Origin of the sequence: Streptomyces sp. NPDC001668 (assembly GCF_042893155.1) — a bacterium.
GTDB lineage: Bacteria > Actinomycetota > Actinomycetes > Streptomycetales > Streptomycetaceae > Streptomyces.
This window is the reverse complement of sequence record NZ_JBIAUQ010000016.1, coordinates 62,254-77,601: the sequence shown is the minus strand read 5'-3', so window position 1 is coordinate 77,601 and position 15,348 is coordinate 62,254. Positions and strand designations below refer to the sequence as shown.

Genomic DNA, 15,348 nt, shown 5'->3' with positions numbered 1-15,348 from the left:
GCACATACGTCATGCAAGGTTCCGCTTAGCACTTCGGGTTTTTTCCACCCCTGAGTGACAAGTCGATCTTTGGCGTACTCAAGTGGGTGATCATGACCGCCTCCGCAACCGGCGTGGACGTACCCCCCGGCGTGGACGTCCCCCCGTCCCGCCGCACCGCCCGGATGGTGAGACGGCAGGCAGCCTGGAAGCCGGGCTTCCTGCCCCTTCTGATCACCGCGGCCCTCGCCTACGCCTTCTCCTCGGCGCTGTACTCGCCCAAGGCGACGCTGATGGGCTGGGTGGTCACCGTCCTGTGGACGCTGCCCGTCGTCAGCTCGCTGGTCGGCGTCACCGGAGCGGCCCTGACCCGCCGCAGGATCGCCCGCCAGCGCGGCTGGACCGAGGCGGCACCGGCGCTGCACGACCGCCTCGTCGTCCTCGTCCCGACCATCGGCCGCAACGACACCTACCCGGCACTGGAGCGCTCGGTGCTGTCGTACTGCGCGTTCCTGCCGCGCTGGTTCCCCGGCCTGCGCATCGACATCCTCACCGAGGAGGGCTGCGAGGCCGCCGACCGCATCGACGCCCTGGCCGCGCGCAGCCCCCTGATGCGGGTGGTCACCGTGCCGAAGGCCTACCGCACCCCGAACGGCACCCGCTTCAAGGCCCGCGCCAACCACTACGCCCACGAGCTGCGCATCGCCGAGGGCGAGGCCCTGGACGACGTATGGGTGCTGCACATGGACGACGACACCGGCGTCGGCCCCGACACCGCCGAACAGCTCGCCCGGTTCATCAACGCCCAGCGCCGCGCGGGCCCCGACGGCAAGCACCTCGCCCAGGGCATGCTGACCTATCCGCGCGAGAACGCCGTCAACCGGCTGACCTGGCTGGCCGACGCGATCCGTCCCGCCGACGACATCGCCCGCTTCGCCGTCCTCACCGGCGGCGGCACCCCACTGGCCGGGCTGCACGGCGAACTCCTGCTGCTGCGCGCGTCCATCGAGGCCACCATCGGCTGGGACTTCGGCCCCGACTCCATCTGCGAGGACGCCCACCTCGCCCTGGTCTTCGCCAGCCGCTACAAGGGCCGCAGCGACTGGTTCTCCGGCCGCAGCTACGGCGCGTCCCCCTCGACCATGCGGGACTTCCTCAAGCAGCGCGAGCGCTGGTCCTGGGGCCTGGTCGGCCTTGCCTTCAACCGCAGCCTGCCGCGCCGCTCCCGGGCCCTGCTCATGTACAGCGTGACGACCTGGGTGCTCGGCCCTTTCCAGCACGTCGGTGTGGTCCTCGCGGTCGGCGCGCTGCTCGGCGACCTCAACACCTCGCCCGTCACCCCGTGGATCCTGCCCCTGTGGGCGGTGACCATGGGCTACGCGGTCTGGATGTACTGGGAGGGCCTGAAGATCAACGCCTCGGTGTCGGCGGGCGGCCGCCGCCTGTGGTGGGAGCCGATCGCGGTGATCGCCCTGATGCCGTTCTTCGCGCTCTGGGAGGCGGCCGGCTCCTTCCGGGGCCTGCTGCGCTGCCTGCGGGGCGTCGAGAACCAGTTCGTCGTGATAGCGAAGCCGGCCTGAGGAATGCGCACCCGCTTCTACGGCCTTGTCGTGCCGGTTCGTCTCTACGGCGCTGTCGTGCTCGTGCTGCTGCTGACGGCCGGGTGCGTCTCCCCGGCGGCCGCACCGGTGACCCCGGTGGCCACGAGCCGGACCCCGGCTCCCGCGAAGGTCGCCCACCCCTGGCGCCCCGGCGACCCCCAACTCGGCGCACAGATCCTCTGGTACGCCTACCCCGGCGAGACGGACGCGTCCGTGCGCGCCGACGCGCTGCGCCTGGTGAACTACATGGTCCGCCGACAGATGAACGCGATGTCGGTGACCTTCCCGTTCACGACCACCGGTCCCACGGCGAGCCGCGTCGCCGCCTCCTCCGGGACGCCGTCCGTACGACACCTGGCGATGCTCCTCGACACCGCGGCGGCGGCCGGCCTGCGCATCACCGTGCGCCCCCTGCTCGACGAGAAGAGCCTGCTGGCCAAGGACCCCCTCGCCTGGCGCGGCTCCCTCGCCCCCGCCGACCGGGCGGCCTGGTTCCGCTCCTACGAGGCATTCCTCGCGCCCTGCCTCACCCTCGCGGCCCGGCACCACGCGAGCACCTTCGTCCTCGGCGTGGAGCTGACCTCGCTGGAGGACGACCCGCGCTGGCGCACGCTGATCACCAGGGCCCGCAAGAGGTTCACCGGTGAGCTGTCGTACGACGCCAACTGGGACGACTACGTCTCCCGGCACGTCCCCGTCCCCGTCGAACACCTGGGCGTGGACGCCTACTTCCCCCTCGACGGGCTCGGCGACGAGGCCACCGTGGCGCAGATCGCCGCGGGCTGGGAGCACTGGCTGGACCGCAAGAGCACCGGGACGCTGCCCCGGATCGTGCTGAGCGAGGTCGGCATCATCGCCGAGGACGGCGCCTACCGGCACCCGGCCGTCTGGAAGGGCGGCGGACAGAGCGGGGCGAAGCCCAATCCCACGGTCCAGAAACGCTGGTTCGAGGCGGCCTGCCAGGTCGCCCGGGCCCGCGACATGGCCGGCCTGTACTGGTGGAACCTCGACTTCCACGCCGACCCCGACGCGGCGGCCCCGTCGGACTCCCTCACCTCCTTCCTCGGCCGCCCCGCCGAGACCGCCCTCACCTCCTGCTTCCGGACCTGGCCGAGATGAACGAACAGCGCGACACGCTCCGCTTGATGATCCGCCCTCCCGTCGCCGCGCCGGACCAGGCGCCGGATTCCTCCGGTGAGGCGGCCGGAAGGCGGTACTCCGCCGTGGACGGGCTGCGGGGGGCGGCCGTACTGGCCGTGCTCCTGCACGACACCGGTGCGGGCGGACGGTGGTTCTCCTGGAGCGGCGCGGGCGTCGACGTCCTGCTGGTGCTCTCGGGTTTCCTCACCACCCTGCCCCTGCTCCGCAGGGCGACGGCGACCGGCAGGACCGGTGTCCTGGGCTTCCTGGCCCGCAGGACCAAGCGGCTGGGGCCCATCCTCCTGCTCTCGCTCGCCCTGACCCTCACGGTGTTCTGGGCACTCGGCCCGCCCGGGACCGTCCGCGGCCTCGCACGCCCCCTCCCGTCGGTGCTCCTCGGCTACGGCGGCTGGACCGACTGGCTCCACGGGCGCCCCCTGGACACGGTCCCCACTCCGGACGCACCGCTCGCCCCGCTGTGGCTGTTCGACCTCACCGCACGCTCCGTCCTGGCCTGGGCCCTTCTCCTGGCGTGCCTCTGCTTCCCGGCCCGCCGCAGGCTCACCGGGGTGGCACTGGCCGCGGCCCTGCTCACCGGGGCGGCGGTGGTGGCCGCGGCCCGCGGCATGCTGCCCGGCACCGACGTCGTCCCAGGCCTGCGGGCACTCACGCTGCCGGCCGGTGCCGGTGCCGCCTGCCTCGTCCACCTGGCCGAACGCGGCGGCCGCGCGCCGTCCCGCCGGGTCGCCGTACTGCTGACCGCGACCGGCATCGCCGCTACGGCGGTCATGGTGGTGTCGGCGGTCCTTCAGGGCGGCGGAGAGGGCGCGAACCGGTACCTGGGCGCGGTCGTACTGTCCTCGGCGCTCCTGACGGCGGCCCTCTGCGGAGACCAGGGCCCGTTGGCGAGGCTGCTCTCCACCGACCTCCTCACCGAGGTCGGCCGAATGTCGTACAGCCTCTTCCTCCTGCACCTCCCCGTGTACTGGCTCCTGCACCGAGGCCGGCCCGGACTGAGCCCACTCGCCCTGTTCCTGGTCGGAGGCGGGACCACCTGGTTCCTGGCCCTGCTCGCCCACTACCTCCTCAGTGAACGCCTGGGAGCCCGCCGCTGGCGCCCGCGGCGGGCCGTCGGCTGACCGCCGCTCCTAGTCGACGGGGGTCGGACCGTCGTCCGACCGCTTCTGCTTGCTGGTGGGCAGCTGGAGCAGGCCGCTGTCCTCGCCCTCCTCGGGGCGCCGGCCGTCCCCGTCCTGGCCGCTCAGGTTCTGCCGCACCGAGTCGAGGATCGTCAGGCCCTGGGACACCAGGCCGGCGGCGATCTCGCCGAGGCCGTCCGCGCCGTTGAGGACGTTGACGTTGGCGCCGGCCAGGCCGCCGGCCGCCTCCTTCACGATCTGCGGGAGCTGGTCGATGAGCATCCGGTCCAGCGCGACCCGGTCGTACGAGGCCGCGGCCTCGGCCTGGATCTTCATGCGCTGCGCCTCGGCGGCGGCGAGCACCCGGATCCGCTCGGCCTCGGCCTCGGCGGGCTTGACGATCTCGGCCACCAGCTGCTGCTGACGCAGCTTGGCCTGGCGCTGGGCCAGCTCGGTCTGGGCGGCGAGCACCTCCTGCTGGGCGTGGGCCTGCGCCAGCGGCCCGGCCTGGGCGGCCTGCGCCTGGGCGCGGTCCACCTCGGCGGAGTACTCCGCCCTCACGACTGCGGTCTGGCGGGCGTACTCGGCCTGCTTGCGGGCCGCCTCCTGCTCCGCCTCGGCCGAGGCCTGGGTGGCCTGGGCCTGGGCGATCTGAGCCTGCCGCTGGATGGCCGCCTTGTGCGGCGCGGACATCGCGTCGATGTAGCCGGCGTCGCCGTCGTCGATCGACTGGATCTGCAGGGAGTCCACGATCAGGCCGATCTTCGCCATCTCCGTCTTGGAGGTGTCCAGGACCTCCGCGGCCAGCTTCTGCCGTTCGGTGACGATCTCCTCGACCGTCATCGAGCCGATGATCGCCCGCAGGTGGCCGGCGAAGATACGGCCGGTCAGGACCGACATCTGGTCCTGGTCGGAGAGGAAGCGCTGGCCCGCGTTGATGATGCTCTCGTGGTCGTTGCCGACCTTGAACGCGATGACCGCGCGGACGTGCAGCGCGATGCCCTGCCGGGTCACACAGGTCTCGGTGACCTCGGCCTCGCACATCGACAGGGTCAGGAAGCGGGTCTTGCGGAAGAACGGGATCACGAACTTGCCGTGCCCCGTCACCACTCGGAACGGCGCGCCCCCCAGTCCCCGCCGGCCCCCCGAGATCAGCATCGCCTCGTCGGGAGCGGGGACGCGGTAACCGAACATGCTTGTACTCCTCAGTCGGCGCCGGCGGTGTCGCCGAGCGCGTCCAATGGATCCACCCACTCGATGACGCCGACCTCCCGGCATCCACGCGATTCGATCACGAGCACCGTCGCGCCCCGGGGCAGGGGATCCTCCGACCAGGCGAGGAACGTCTCGGACCCGCCTCTGACCCGCACCAGGACCTCACCGGGCCCCGCGGATCCGCGCGTTCCGATGAGGACCGTCCCCGTGCAGCCGATCACGGCCTCGTCCTGCGGCATCACCGGCCGTCCTCCTCATCCTGGCCCCAGGATTCCGACGATAGACCCAGTCGGACCAGGACCCAACGGGCAGCGGTACTCCGGTGTGCTGCCGGCACCGTGGCCACCGGTGAGCGGGGAAAGGGGGCGTTACGGAGCGACCACGACCTCCGCCAAGGCGGATCGCAGCGCAGGGGGAGGCAGCTGGTCGGTGACCAGGACGTCGACGATCGACAGGTCGCCGAGGGCCATGGCCTTCTTGCGGTCGAACTTGGTGTGGTCGGCGGCGACCACGACCCGGTCCGCGAGGTCGAGAAGTGTGCGGCGTACCTCGACTTCGGCGGGATCGAAGTAGGTGATCCCGCGGTCGACGGACAGTCCTCCGCAGCCGAGGATCATCAGATCCAGATGGATCTGAGGCCGTTCCTGTGCGGCCGTGGAGGCCACCAGGCTCAGTTCGGGCGTCATGAGCCCGCCCAGGACGAGGACCCGGCTCCTCGTGTCGCGCAGTTCGAACGCCGCGTGGAGCGAGTTGGTGATCACGGTCAGATCGTCCCGGTCGGCGAGTTCCGCGGCGACGGCGGTACAGGTGGTGCCGGTGTCGATGCCCACCGAGGCACCTGGCTCGACCAGGTCCGCCACGGCCCGCGCGATCTTCGACTTCTCGGACGTCATCGTCGAGGACCGGGACCCGTAGGCGGGCGCCCGGCGTGGCACGGCGCCGCCATGGACCCGGTCCAACAGCCCGGCTTGATCGAGCTCGGCCAGGTCGCGGCGGATCGTCATGCCGGAAACGCCGAAGCGCTCCGCGAGTGTGTTGACGTCGACCTGCCGGGATTCCTGCAAGGCGCTGAGGATGGCTCGCTGTCGGGAGTTGCGCACGGGTTCCTTCTCGCCTTGAGCCACGCTCATCACGCTATCCGGCTTCCTGTCCTCGGGTTCGACCAGGGGTGACCCATGCTGCCACCCCGCCGGGAGCGGGTGCAGTGTTCATATGAACACCGCACCCATTGACCTTCCTTCTAACTGAGGCTACGGTCCGAGTCACCCAATGTTCATTCGAACACCGTCGTTCGGAGGTCCTCATGGCTGTGCCCATCAAAGCCGGCATGGAGAAGGTGCCTGGCGGGCTGATGCTCGTCCCGATGCTCGTCGGAGCCGCGGTGCACACGGCGGCGCCGGGCTCCGGAGAGTTCTTCGGCTCCTTCACCGGGGCCCTGTACACGGGCCTGCCCGCGATCCTGGCCGTCTTCTACGTGTGTCTGGGCTCGACCCTGGACGTGAAGGCGACGCCCTACATCGCCAAGAAGGGCGGTGTGCTGCTGGGGACCAAGGTCCTGTTCGCGCTGGTCGTCGGTGTCGTCCTGGGCAGGTTGCTCGGCGAATCGCCGGTCAGCGGTGGAGTCTTCGCGGGGTTGTCGACGCTGGCGGTCGTGGCGGCGCTGAACGACACCAACGGCGGCCTCTACATGTCGCTGATGGCCCAGTTCGGGCGCAAGCGCGACGTCGGCGCCTACAGCGTCATGAGCCTGGAGTCCGGGCCCTTCCTCACCATGGTCACGCTCGGCGTCGCCGGGCTGTCCGCCTTCCCCTGGCAGACCCTGGTGGGGGCGATCCTGCCCCTGGTGCTCGGGATGCTCCTCGGCAATCTCGATCCCGAGATGCGGCGCTTCCTGGCCCCCGCAGTGCCCGCCCTCGTGCCGTTCCTCGGACTGTCACTGGGACTCACGCTCAACCTGACCGCCGTCTGGGAAGCAGGCCTGCTGGGGGTCGGGCTGGGGCTGTTCGTGGTGCTGGTCGGCGGGGCGGTGCTGCTGCTGGCCGACAAGGTGAGCGGGGGCGACGGCATCGCGGGTCTGGCAGCGGCGACCACCGCGGGCAACGCGGCAGTGGTCCCCTCGATCGTGGCGGCCGCCAATCCCGTCTACGCGCCGGCCGCCGAGTACGCGACCGTGCTCGTGGCTTCATCGGTCGTGGTGACCTCGATCCTGTGTCCGCTGATCACCGTCTTCTGGGCCCGCCGGATCCTGAAGCAGCCCGCCACGGCCGAAGGGACCGGCCATGCGACAGCCGACGGCGAAGGGCCGTCCTCCGCCCCGCCTCACATGGCCGGCGCGCGCGGGGAGGCCGCCGCACAGCACGACGGCACCTGAGACGAACGACCCCCACACCGCAGTCGTCGAGAAACGGAGAGCACATGCGTGACCAGCGGGTCGTGCGCTGCACCTACTACCTGGAATCGGAGATCGACCCGGAACAGGCTGCCGCGGCCATGGCCGGGGAGCAGTCCAGCGGCACCTTCGTCGCGGTGCCCGGCGAGTCCCCCCGTATCCGCGAACGGCATGCGGCGCGGGTCGTCAGCGTGCGGGAGCTGGGCGCGCGCAGCCCGTCGTTGCCGTCGCGTTCCCGCCCCGAGGCGGTGCGGGCCGCTCTTGTGGTGGTCGAGTTCCCGATGGAGAACATCGGGACCGACCTGGCGACCCTGCAGACCACCGTCGCGGGCAACCTCTTCGAGCTGGGTGAGCTGTTCGCCTGCCGCCTGGAGGACATCGAGCTGCCGGACGAGTTCGTCGCCGCTCACCCGGGTCCGGCGTTCGGCATCCCGGGCACCCGCAGGCTGATGGGAGGTACCGAGGGCGTCATGATCGGCACCATCATCAAGCCGAACGTCGGTCTGGACGAGAGCGAGTTCCGCCTGACCGTACGGGAGTTGGCCAGGGCGTCGGTCGACCTGATCAAGGACGACGAGCTGATGACCGATCCGGCGTACCTCCCGCTGGAGCGCCGGGTCGCCGTGGCCACCGAAGAGATCCGGGAGGCCGAGCAGATCACCGGCCACCCCGTCATGTACGCCTTCAACATCACGGGGGACCTCGCCGGGCTCCGCCGACGCCACGACCTGGTGGTCGGGGCGGGCGGCCGGTGCGTGATGCTCAACGTCCCCGTCATGGGACTGCCCGCGCTGGCCTGGCTGCGGGAGTTCTCCGAAGTCCCCGTGCACGGACACCGCGCCGGTCTGGCCGCGTCGATGCGCTCACCGGCGCTGGGGATGTCGTACCGGGTGTGGCAGCAACTGGCCCGACTCGCAGGAGCCGACCATCTGCACGTCAGCGGTCTCGGCAGCAAGTTCTACGAGAGTGACGAGGAGGTCGCGGCCCACGTCCGCAGCCTGCTCGAGCCCCTGGGCAAGACGCTGAGTCCGGTGCCGACCCTGTCGTCCGGCCAGAACGTCACCACCCCGGCACCGACCTTCACCGCGGTCGGCTCGACCGACCTTCTGATGCTCGCGGGCGGAGGCGTGGCCGCGCATCCCGACGGACCGGCGGCCGGCGTGCGCAGTCTCCGGGCCGCCTGGGCGGCCGCCGTCGACGGTGTTCCCCTGGAAGCGGCGGCACACGCGGCGGCCGAGGCAGGCGACCCGGCGCTGCTGCACGCGGGGCGGGCGTTCGGAGGTGTGGCCTGACATGACGTACGTCAGTTTCGTGGCCGACGACCTGACCGGTGCCGGCGATGTCCTCGCACAGGCCCACCGGCACGGTCTCGACGCCGTGCTCGTCATCGGGGACGGCAGCCGGCCGCTCCCCACCGACTGCGATGTCGTCGGGATCGCCGGACCGTCGCGTTCGCTCGGCGGGCCGGCCTTCGACGAGCTGGTGCGCGCACAGCTGGAACAGATCGCCACCGCCGATGCCCAGGTGCTGATCTACAAGGTCTGCTCCACCTTCGACAGCGCCCCCGCACGCGGCAGCATCGGCAGAGGCATCGAGCTGCTGCACGAGCGCTTCCCCCACCACGGCCCGGTCGCGGTCGCACCGGCACAGCCGGGCTTCGGCCGGTACACCGCCTTCAGCAACCACTTCGCCGGCTACTCCGGCGACGCCTACCGCCTCGACCGGCATCCCGTCATGGCGCAGCATCCCTCGACCCCGATGCACGAGGCCGACCTGCGACAGGTGATCGCCGGGCAACTGCGCACCGGCGAGGTCCCCGGGGCCATCCACCTCCCCGCCTACACCGTTGGTTCCTTCGACGAGCGGTGGACGAGCCTGCGCCACTCCGGCCGGGCCGCCTTCGTCGTGGACGCCGTCGAGGACGGCCACCTCGACACCCTCGCGCTGGCACTGCGAGAGGACGACACCCGGCAGGGCCCGGCGATCGTGGTCGGCTCCGGCGGTGTCATGGCCGCCCTCGCCCGCACCGCCACCAAGCGGTCCGACGTGGCCGACAGCGCCCAGCCCGCCTCCGGGCCGGTCCTGGCCGTCAGCGCGTCGGCCTCCAGCACGACGGACGCACAGATCGCCGACGCCGTCGCACACGGCTGGGCCGAGCTGCCCGTGCCCGCGCAGTTGCTCAACGGACAGGATCCCTCCCTGCTGGACGATCTGGAGAAGCGCTCGGCCGCCCTGCTCGCGGCCGGACGGAACGTCATCGTGCACACCACACGCGGTACCCAGGACCCCCGCTACGCCGCGGCCGGTCCCCTCGACGCCGCCCACGTGGGCGGGCTCCTGGGCACCCTGGCCGGAAACATGGCCGTCAAGGGCCTCACCCGGGACGTCGCCGTGCTCGGCGGCGACACCTCCAGCCACGCACTGCTGACCATGGGGGTGAGCGAGCTGCGCGTCGCCACCCAGTTCGTCACGGCCGCCCCCGTCTGCCGCACCGACAGCGAGGCCGCCGTGGCCGGTTGCAGGCTGCTGCTCAAGGGCGGACAGGTCGGTCCGGTCGACGTCCTCGAACGCTTCGCGCGGCCGCATCCCGCTGTGACTTGACCCACCGGCCGTCCGGGCCACCAGTCATCCCGCTACGTACGAGACATGTACGAGACATGTACGAGACATGTACGAGACATGTACGAGACACGAAGGAGTGTGCATTCATGAGGGCAGTCGTCAAAGCAGTCGCGGACAGGGGAGTCGAGTACGTCGCCGACGCGCCCGAGCCGAAGGCCGGCGACGGCGCGGTCGTGGTGGAGATCGCGGCGGCCTCGTTGTGCGGCACCGACCGCGAGTGCTACGAGTGGTCGCCGGCGGCCCAGGCGTTCAACCTGGGACTGCCCGTCGTACTGGGCCACGAAGCGGCGGGCACCGTCGTCGAGGTGGGCGCCGGGGTGGAGCACCTGCGCGTCGGTGACCGCGTCGCTCTCGAAAGCCACCTGGCGTGCGGTCAGTGCTTCGCCTGCCGGACCGGGGACGCCCACACCTGCGAGCGCACACAGATCCTGGGCATGCACTTCGACGGGGTCTTCGCCGAACGCGTCGCCGTGCCCCACCGCATCTGCGTCCCCCTTCCCGACAGCGTGCCCTTGGAGACCGGCGCGCTCCTGGAATCGGCCGGTGTCGCGGTACATGCCATTCAGCGAGCCGGATACTCGGTGGCCGGCCGCGGCGTTCTGGTCAGCGGCGCCGGGCCGGTGGGCATGGTCGTCGCGCGGCTGGCATCGCTCATGGGCGCCGCCTACGTGATCGTGATCGAGCCGAATCCGTTCCGCCGCGCCGAAGCCGAACGGCTCGGAGTGATCACGATGGAGCCCGGAGAGGGTGTCGCCGAGCGCAGCCGCCAACTCAGCGGCCACCGCGGCGGAGCCGACGTCGCCTTCGAATGCTCGGGAGCGGCCGCCGCACTCCCCTCCCTCTTCGACGCCGTGCGCCGAGAAGGAACGGTCGTGACCGTGGGACACCCGGGCCGGCCGGTGCCGATCGACGTCGCCGCCCAGATCAACAAACGGGGCATCACACTGCGCGGCATCTTCGGCCGCCGCCTGTGGGAAACCTGGGAGCAGACGCTGCTCCTGCTCAATTCCGGACGCCTGGACCTGGACTGGCTGATCACGCACCGACTGCAACTGAGCCAGGTCGACCAGGCGATCGAGCTCCTCACGGGGGATGCCTGCAAGGTGCTCCTGGTTCCGGGGCTGGGCTGACTCCTCCGGGTGAAGAGGGGGCGCTTCTTCACCCAGTCAGATGTCCAGCCGCCGCGGATCACCGGGAACCGTCCGTATCCAGGAGCGCAGTTTCCAGCAGACCGCGACGGGCCCTACGAGCATGCAAAGCATCCACAGGCCCACGCTGGCGGGGGAGATCATGTAGTACTCCCACCGCTCCGGAAGCAGGGCTGGAAGCGCGATCGCCAGCATGAGGGCAAGCCACGTGCCTATCACCGTGAGTACGGCCTTGGACACGATTACCGCTCTCCGCATTGCATTCCCCACCTTCGATGTTCTCCTTCGGCCGTAGGTCTCTATCAGGTCGATCACGGGTCCCTGTGGACGCCTGTCAACTAGCGGCGGACCTCGACTGACTGTCTGCCGACCCCTTGTTGAAATCGGCAGTCAGTCGTCTTCGGGAGGACCACCGGGCCTGTCCGTACGGATGAGAATCCCGGGGGAGTCCGGATCGACCTCGCCTGTGTAGTGGTCTGGCCAGAAATAGCGGCGAGTATGCGGCAGCGGCACTTCCACGAGCCGGCCCTCGTGCATCATCCACAGGCCGAAGCAGTCATCTTCCTCGTCGTGGATCAGCACTTGTACAGAGTGTGGCGACGGCCACGGCAGCGACTCGAGATGTTTCAGCAGTCCGGTCCAACGACTCCGTCGCACGAACTCGATGGCCCAGCCGCCGAACATGCCATGCCCGATATCGGAGAACTGGCCACCCCACTCACGACTGTCGTCCGGCTGGGTCAGCGGTTCCATGATCTCTCTTGCGCCACTGGCCAGCACGATGACCTCGGCGAATCTGCTCATGGGTGAGTATCACCAGACGCCAGGCAGGAACTGCAATCGGGTTCCGTCACTGGAGCCGCTCGATGTCGTCGTTGGTCGCGGCCCAGCTGGCCAGCAGGTTCAGGGCGTCCTGCGAGGGTGAGTGGGGTTCAGCGGTGTAGGTGAGGAGGAACTGGCTGGGGCCGTCGGGGAGCGGGAAGGTTTCGAAGGGCAGGTCGAGGTCGCCGACAACCGGGTGGTGGAGGAGCTTCACGCCGGTGGTGTGCATCCGGACGTTGTGGGCCGCCCAGCGGCGACGGAATTCCTCACTGCGGGTGGACAGCTCCCCGATCAGGTCCGTCAGCCGCCGGTCGTAGAGGTCCCGGCCGGCCTCGGCGCGCAGCATGGCAACCGTGTCATTGGCGACCTCGTCCCAGTGGCGGAAGAACTCGGTCGCGTGCGGGCTGAGAAAGACGAACCGGGCGTTGTTCGGCGGCCGTACCGGGTCGGCGTAGACGGGGGAGAACAGGGCGCGCCCGAGGTGATTGGCGGCCAGGATGTCCCCGCGTCCGCTGAGGATGAACGCGGGTGTGCCGTCCATCGAGTCGAGGACGCGCTGCACCGCGGGCCGTACACGCAGCTGGGCCGGGCGGCGGCGTGGCGGGCGGGTCGTGCCGGCCCCGCGCAGGAGGTCGAGCAGGTGGATGCGTTCGGCCTCGTCGAGCTGCAGCGCTTGCGCGATGCCTTCGATGACGCTCTCGGAGACGCCGGTGGCGTTGCCGCGCTCCAACCGGGTGTAGTACTCGCTGGAGATGCCCGCGAGGAGGGCGACCTCCTCGCGGCGCAGCCCGGTGACCCGTCGGCGCTCTCCGCCGTACAGGGGCAGTCCGGCCTGCTCGGGGGTGACCCTGGCGCGCCGCGTACCGAGGAATTCCCGGATCTCCGCGCGGAAATCATCACGGATATCGCGGATATCGCGGATATCGCGGATGTCGCGGTTGGTGCCGTTGGGGTCGTTTCTGCCTGCCATGCGCTTCACTCTACGAGCGCGTCCGCCGGGTTGGGGGTCCCTGTCAGTGACCCCCTCATGAGGGACTCCCACCCCCGTGTGACAGCCGGTTTTCTTGGTGGTGCACAGCCTGCGGTGGTGTGAACCGTCCAGACAGACGGCGCTCGTGCCGCCGCTCCCATCCCTCTCTGCGGCGCTGTCGGCGCTGCAGGCATCACCCCCGCAGACAGCGGGTGCCGGATCTCGGCGCCTGAAAGGAAACCCCCATGAGCAAGGTCATTCTCGTCACCGGTGCCGGACGCGGTCTGGGCACCGACATCGCCCGGGAGGCCCTCGCCGCCGGCTACCAGGTCGTCGCCACCGGCCGCCGCCCCGACGAGGTCGAGAAGACCCTGGGCGGACCGCAGGACAATCTGCTGGTCACCAGGCTCGACGTCACCAGCCTGGAGGACGCCGAGGCCGCCGCGCAGACAGCCGTCGACCGCTTCGGCCGCATCGACGTCCTGATCAACAACGCCGGGAACCTCTTCACCGGCTACTTCGAGGAGATCTCGCCCGCGCAGATGCGCCGGCAGTTCGAGACCAACCTCTTCGGCCCGATGAACGTCACCCGCGCCGTCCTTCCCCACATGCGAGCACAGCGCGCCGGCCACGTCATCACCATCACCTCGACCGCCGGGCTGGTCGGCATGGAGTTCACCTCCGCCTACGCCGCCTCCAAGTTCGCGGAAGAGGGCTGGATGGAGTCCCTGCGCTACGACGTCGAGCCGTACAACATCCACACCACGATCGTGGAGCCCGGCTACTTCCGCACCGAACTCCTCGTGGACGGCTCCACCAACTGGCCCGAGCTGTCCATCGACGACTACGCCCCGCGCACCGCCCCGCGGATCGAGGGCATGAAGAGCATGAACGGCCGGCAGCCCGGCGACCCGGCCAAGCTCGCCCGCGCCCTGCTGACCCTCGTCGGCCAGGACACGCCGCTGCTGCGATTCGTCGCCGGTGCGGACGCCATCGAGGCTGCCGAGGCCAAGGCGAAGGAGCTCCTTGCCCAGGCCGAGGCATCCCGCGAGCTGGGCGACAGCCTGGCCTACGACGACATCCACGTCTGAGCACCACGCCAGGCCGAGGCCGGCAGCCACCGGATGCGCCTACAGCCCGACTCGCGACCCGGCCGACGACGCCCGCGCCGACAGCGCGCGGTTACGCCCGGCACGGTCCGCCAACTGGTGGCGCACCCCCTACGCACGACCGCCGACCGGCCTGACGGCCGTCACGACAAGGAGTACCTGATGCAGCACGTATCCCTGGGCGGGCTCGATGTCTCCCGCATCGGCCTGGGAGCCATGACCATGGCCGGCACCTACACCACGGGCGGGGGCCTCGATGACGCCGAGTCGATCCGCACCATCCACCGGGCCCTGGACCTCGGCGTCACCCACATCGACACCGCCGAGATCTACGGCCCCTTCCACAGCGAGGAACTCGTCGGCAAGGCCATCAAGGGCCACCGCGACGACGTCGTCATCGCGACGAAGTTCGGCCTCGTCTCGCACGCCGGCGACGGCCCCGGCGTCATCGACAGCAGCCCCGCCAACGTGAGGACCGCCGTCGAAGGCTCACTCCTGCGGCTCGGCACCGACCACATCGACCTCTATTACCAGCACCGCGTTGACCCGAAGACCCCCATCGAGGAGACCGTCGGCGCGCTGGCGGAGCTGGTCGCCGAGGGCAAGGTGCGCCACATCGGACTCTCCGAGGCCGGCCCCGCCACGATCCGCCGGGCACACGCCGTCCATCCGGTGGCCGCGCTGCAGACCGAATACTCCCTGTGGACGCGTGACGTCGAGGCCGAAATCCTCCCGCTGCTGCGCGAGCTCGGCATCGGGTTCGTGCCCTATTCACCGCTCGGACATGGCCTGCTGACCGGGCAGATCCGCACCGTCGACGACTTCGCCGACGACGACTGGCGCAAGACCAACCCGCGCTTCACGGGCGAGAACTTCCAGCGCAACCTGCGCATCGTCGACGAAGTACGGGCAATCGGCGCCGAGATCGGAGCCACCCCGGCACAGACCGCACTGGCCTGGCTGCTGACCCGAGGCGACGACATCGCCCCCATCCCCGGAACCCGGCGAGTCGCACGCGTCGAGGAGAACACCGCCGCCGACGCCATCGAACTCAGCGCCACTCAGCTCGACCGACTGAACAACCTCACACCGGCCGCGGGTGAACGCCACAACGAGGCGAACATGGCCACCGTCGACCGGTGATCTGACTGACCCGCCGCCCCCGATCAACCCGCATCCGTTCACATTTCACTGATCACTGAAAAGGTTCTTCA

At 70.3% G+C, this 15,348-nt stretch carries 15 protein-coding genes; 9 read left to right on the top strand and 6 right to left on the bottom strand.

Going from position 1 to position 15,348, the window contains the following annotated elements:
* Positions 1-92 precede the first annotated feature (92 nt).
* From ACFYZ8_RS36070 to ACFYZ8_RS36060, 3 genes are read left to right on the top strand one after another with little or no spacing between them, the layout of a single operon-like run.
* Complete coding sequence (locus tag ACFYZ8_RS36070; RefSeq protein WP_388539356.1) at positions 93-1,559, top strand: glycosyltransferase family 2 protein; 1,467 nt, start codon at positions 93-95, stop codon at positions 1,557-1,559.
* A 30-nt stretch (positions 1,560-1,589) separates the two neighbouring features.
* Positions 1,590-2,699: a glycoside hydrolase family 113 gene (locus ACFYZ8_RS36065; protein WP_388539358.1), complete on the top strand. Its 1,110-nt coding sequence runs from the start codon at positions 1,590-1,592 to the stop codon at positions 2,697-2,699.
* Positions 2,700-2,725: 26 nt separating this feature from the next.
* Positions 2,726-3,859 (top strand): acyltransferase family protein, encoded by a 1,134-nt coding sequence (locus ACFYZ8_RS36060; protein ID WP_388539361.1) that lies wholly within the window; start codon positions 2,726-2,728, stop codon positions 3,857-3,859.
* Between the two features lie 9 nt (positions 3,860-3,868).
* On the opposite strand, the gene ACFYZ8_RS36055 is transcribed toward ACFYZ8_RS36060, so the two are convergent.
* The 3 genes from ACFYZ8_RS36055 to ACFYZ8_RS36045 form a co-directional block, all read right to left on the bottom strand.
* The gene (locus ACFYZ8_RS36055) at positions 3,869-5,053 is read right to left on the bottom strand and encodes an SPFH domain-containing protein (protein WP_388539364.1); all 1,185 of its coding nucleotides are present in this window, start codon (positions 5,051-5,053) and stop codon (positions 3,869-3,871) included.
* Positions 5,054-5,064: 11 nt separating this feature from the next.
* Positions 5,065-5,313 (bottom strand): hypothetical protein, encoded by a 249-nt coding sequence (locus ACFYZ8_RS36050; protein ID WP_359032975.1) that lies wholly within the window; start codon positions 5,311-5,313, stop codon positions 5,065-5,067.
* A gap of 129 nt (positions 5,314-5,442) precedes the next feature.
* Complete coding sequence (locus tag ACFYZ8_RS36045) at positions 5,443-6,198, bottom strand: DeoR/GlpR family DNA-binding transcription regulator (RefSeq protein ID WP_388539367.1); 756 nt, start codon at positions 6,196-6,198, stop codon at positions 5,443-5,445.
* Positions 6,199-6,377: 179 nt separating this feature from the next.
* Here ACFYZ8_RS36045 and ACFYZ8_RS36040 point away from each other — a divergent pair, with 179 nt between their 5' ends.
* From ACFYZ8_RS36040 to ACFYZ8_RS36025, 4 genes are all read left to right on the top strand, one after another.
* Complete coding sequence (locus ACFYZ8_RS36040; protein ID WP_388539369.1) at positions 6,378-7,445, top strand: 2-keto-3-deoxygluconate permease; 1,068 nt, start codon at positions 6,378-6,380, stop codon at positions 7,443-7,445.
* 44 nt (positions 7,446-7,489) lie between these two features.
* Positions 7,490-8,755, top strand: a complete 1,266-nt coding sequence (locus ACFYZ8_RS36035) for a RuBisCO large subunit C-terminal-like domain-containing protein (protein WP_388539372.1) — start codon at positions 7,490-7,492, stop codon at positions 8,753-8,755.
* A gap of 1 nt (position 8,756) precedes the next feature.
* Positions 8,757-10,064, top strand: a complete 1,308-nt coding sequence (locus ACFYZ8_RS36030; RefSeq protein ID WP_388539374.1) for a four-carbon acid sugar kinase family protein — start codon at positions 8,757-8,759, stop codon at positions 10,062-10,064.
* A gap of 107 nt (positions 10,065-10,171) precedes the next feature.
* A complete protein-coding gene (locus tag ACFYZ8_RS36025) occupies positions 10,172-11,215 on the top strand; it encodes a zinc-binding dehydrogenase (RefSeq protein WP_388539376.1) in 1,044 nt (347 codons plus the stop codon).
* A gap of 36 nt (positions 11,216-11,251) precedes the next feature.
* Here the strand turns inward: ACFYZ8_RS36025 and ACFYZ8_RS36020 are convergent, their stop codons facing one another.
* The 3 genes from ACFYZ8_RS36020 to ACFYZ8_RS36010 all read right to left on the bottom strand — a co-directional run bounded on the left by ACFYZ8_RS36020 (position 11,252) and on the right by ACFYZ8_RS36010 (position 13,025).
* Positions 11,252-11,491, bottom strand: coding sequence for a hypothetical protein (locus tag ACFYZ8_RS36020; protein WP_388539378.1), 240 nt, complete (start codon positions 11,489-11,491; stop codon positions 11,252-11,254).
* 132 nt (positions 11,492-11,623) lie between these two features.
* A complete protein-coding gene (locus ACFYZ8_RS36015; protein ID WP_359032989.1) occupies positions 11,624-12,037 on the bottom strand; it encodes a hypothetical protein in 414 nt (137 codons plus the stop codon).
* Positions 12,038-12,083: 46 nt separating this feature from the next.
* Positions 12,084-13,025, bottom strand: coding sequence for a helix-turn-helix domain-containing protein (locus tag ACFYZ8_RS36010; RefSeq protein WP_388539381.1), 942 nt, complete (start codon positions 13,023-13,025; stop codon positions 12,084-12,086).
* Positions 13,026-13,270: 245 nt separating this feature from the next.
* Here ACFYZ8_RS36010 and ACFYZ8_RS36005 point away from each other — a divergent pair, with 245 nt between their 5' ends.
* Positions 13,271-14,116, top strand: a complete 846-nt coding sequence (locus ACFYZ8_RS36005; protein ID WP_388539384.1) for an SDR family oxidoreductase — start codon at positions 13,271-13,273, stop codon at positions 14,114-14,116.
* A 180-nt stretch (positions 14,117-14,296) separates the two neighbouring features.
* Positions 14,297-15,277: an aldo/keto reductase gene (locus tag ACFYZ8_RS36000; protein ID WP_388539387.1), complete on the top strand. Its 981-nt coding sequence runs from the start codon at positions 14,297-14,299 to the stop codon at positions 15,275-15,277.
* The last annotated feature ends 71 nt before the right edge of the window (positions 15,278-15,348 follow it).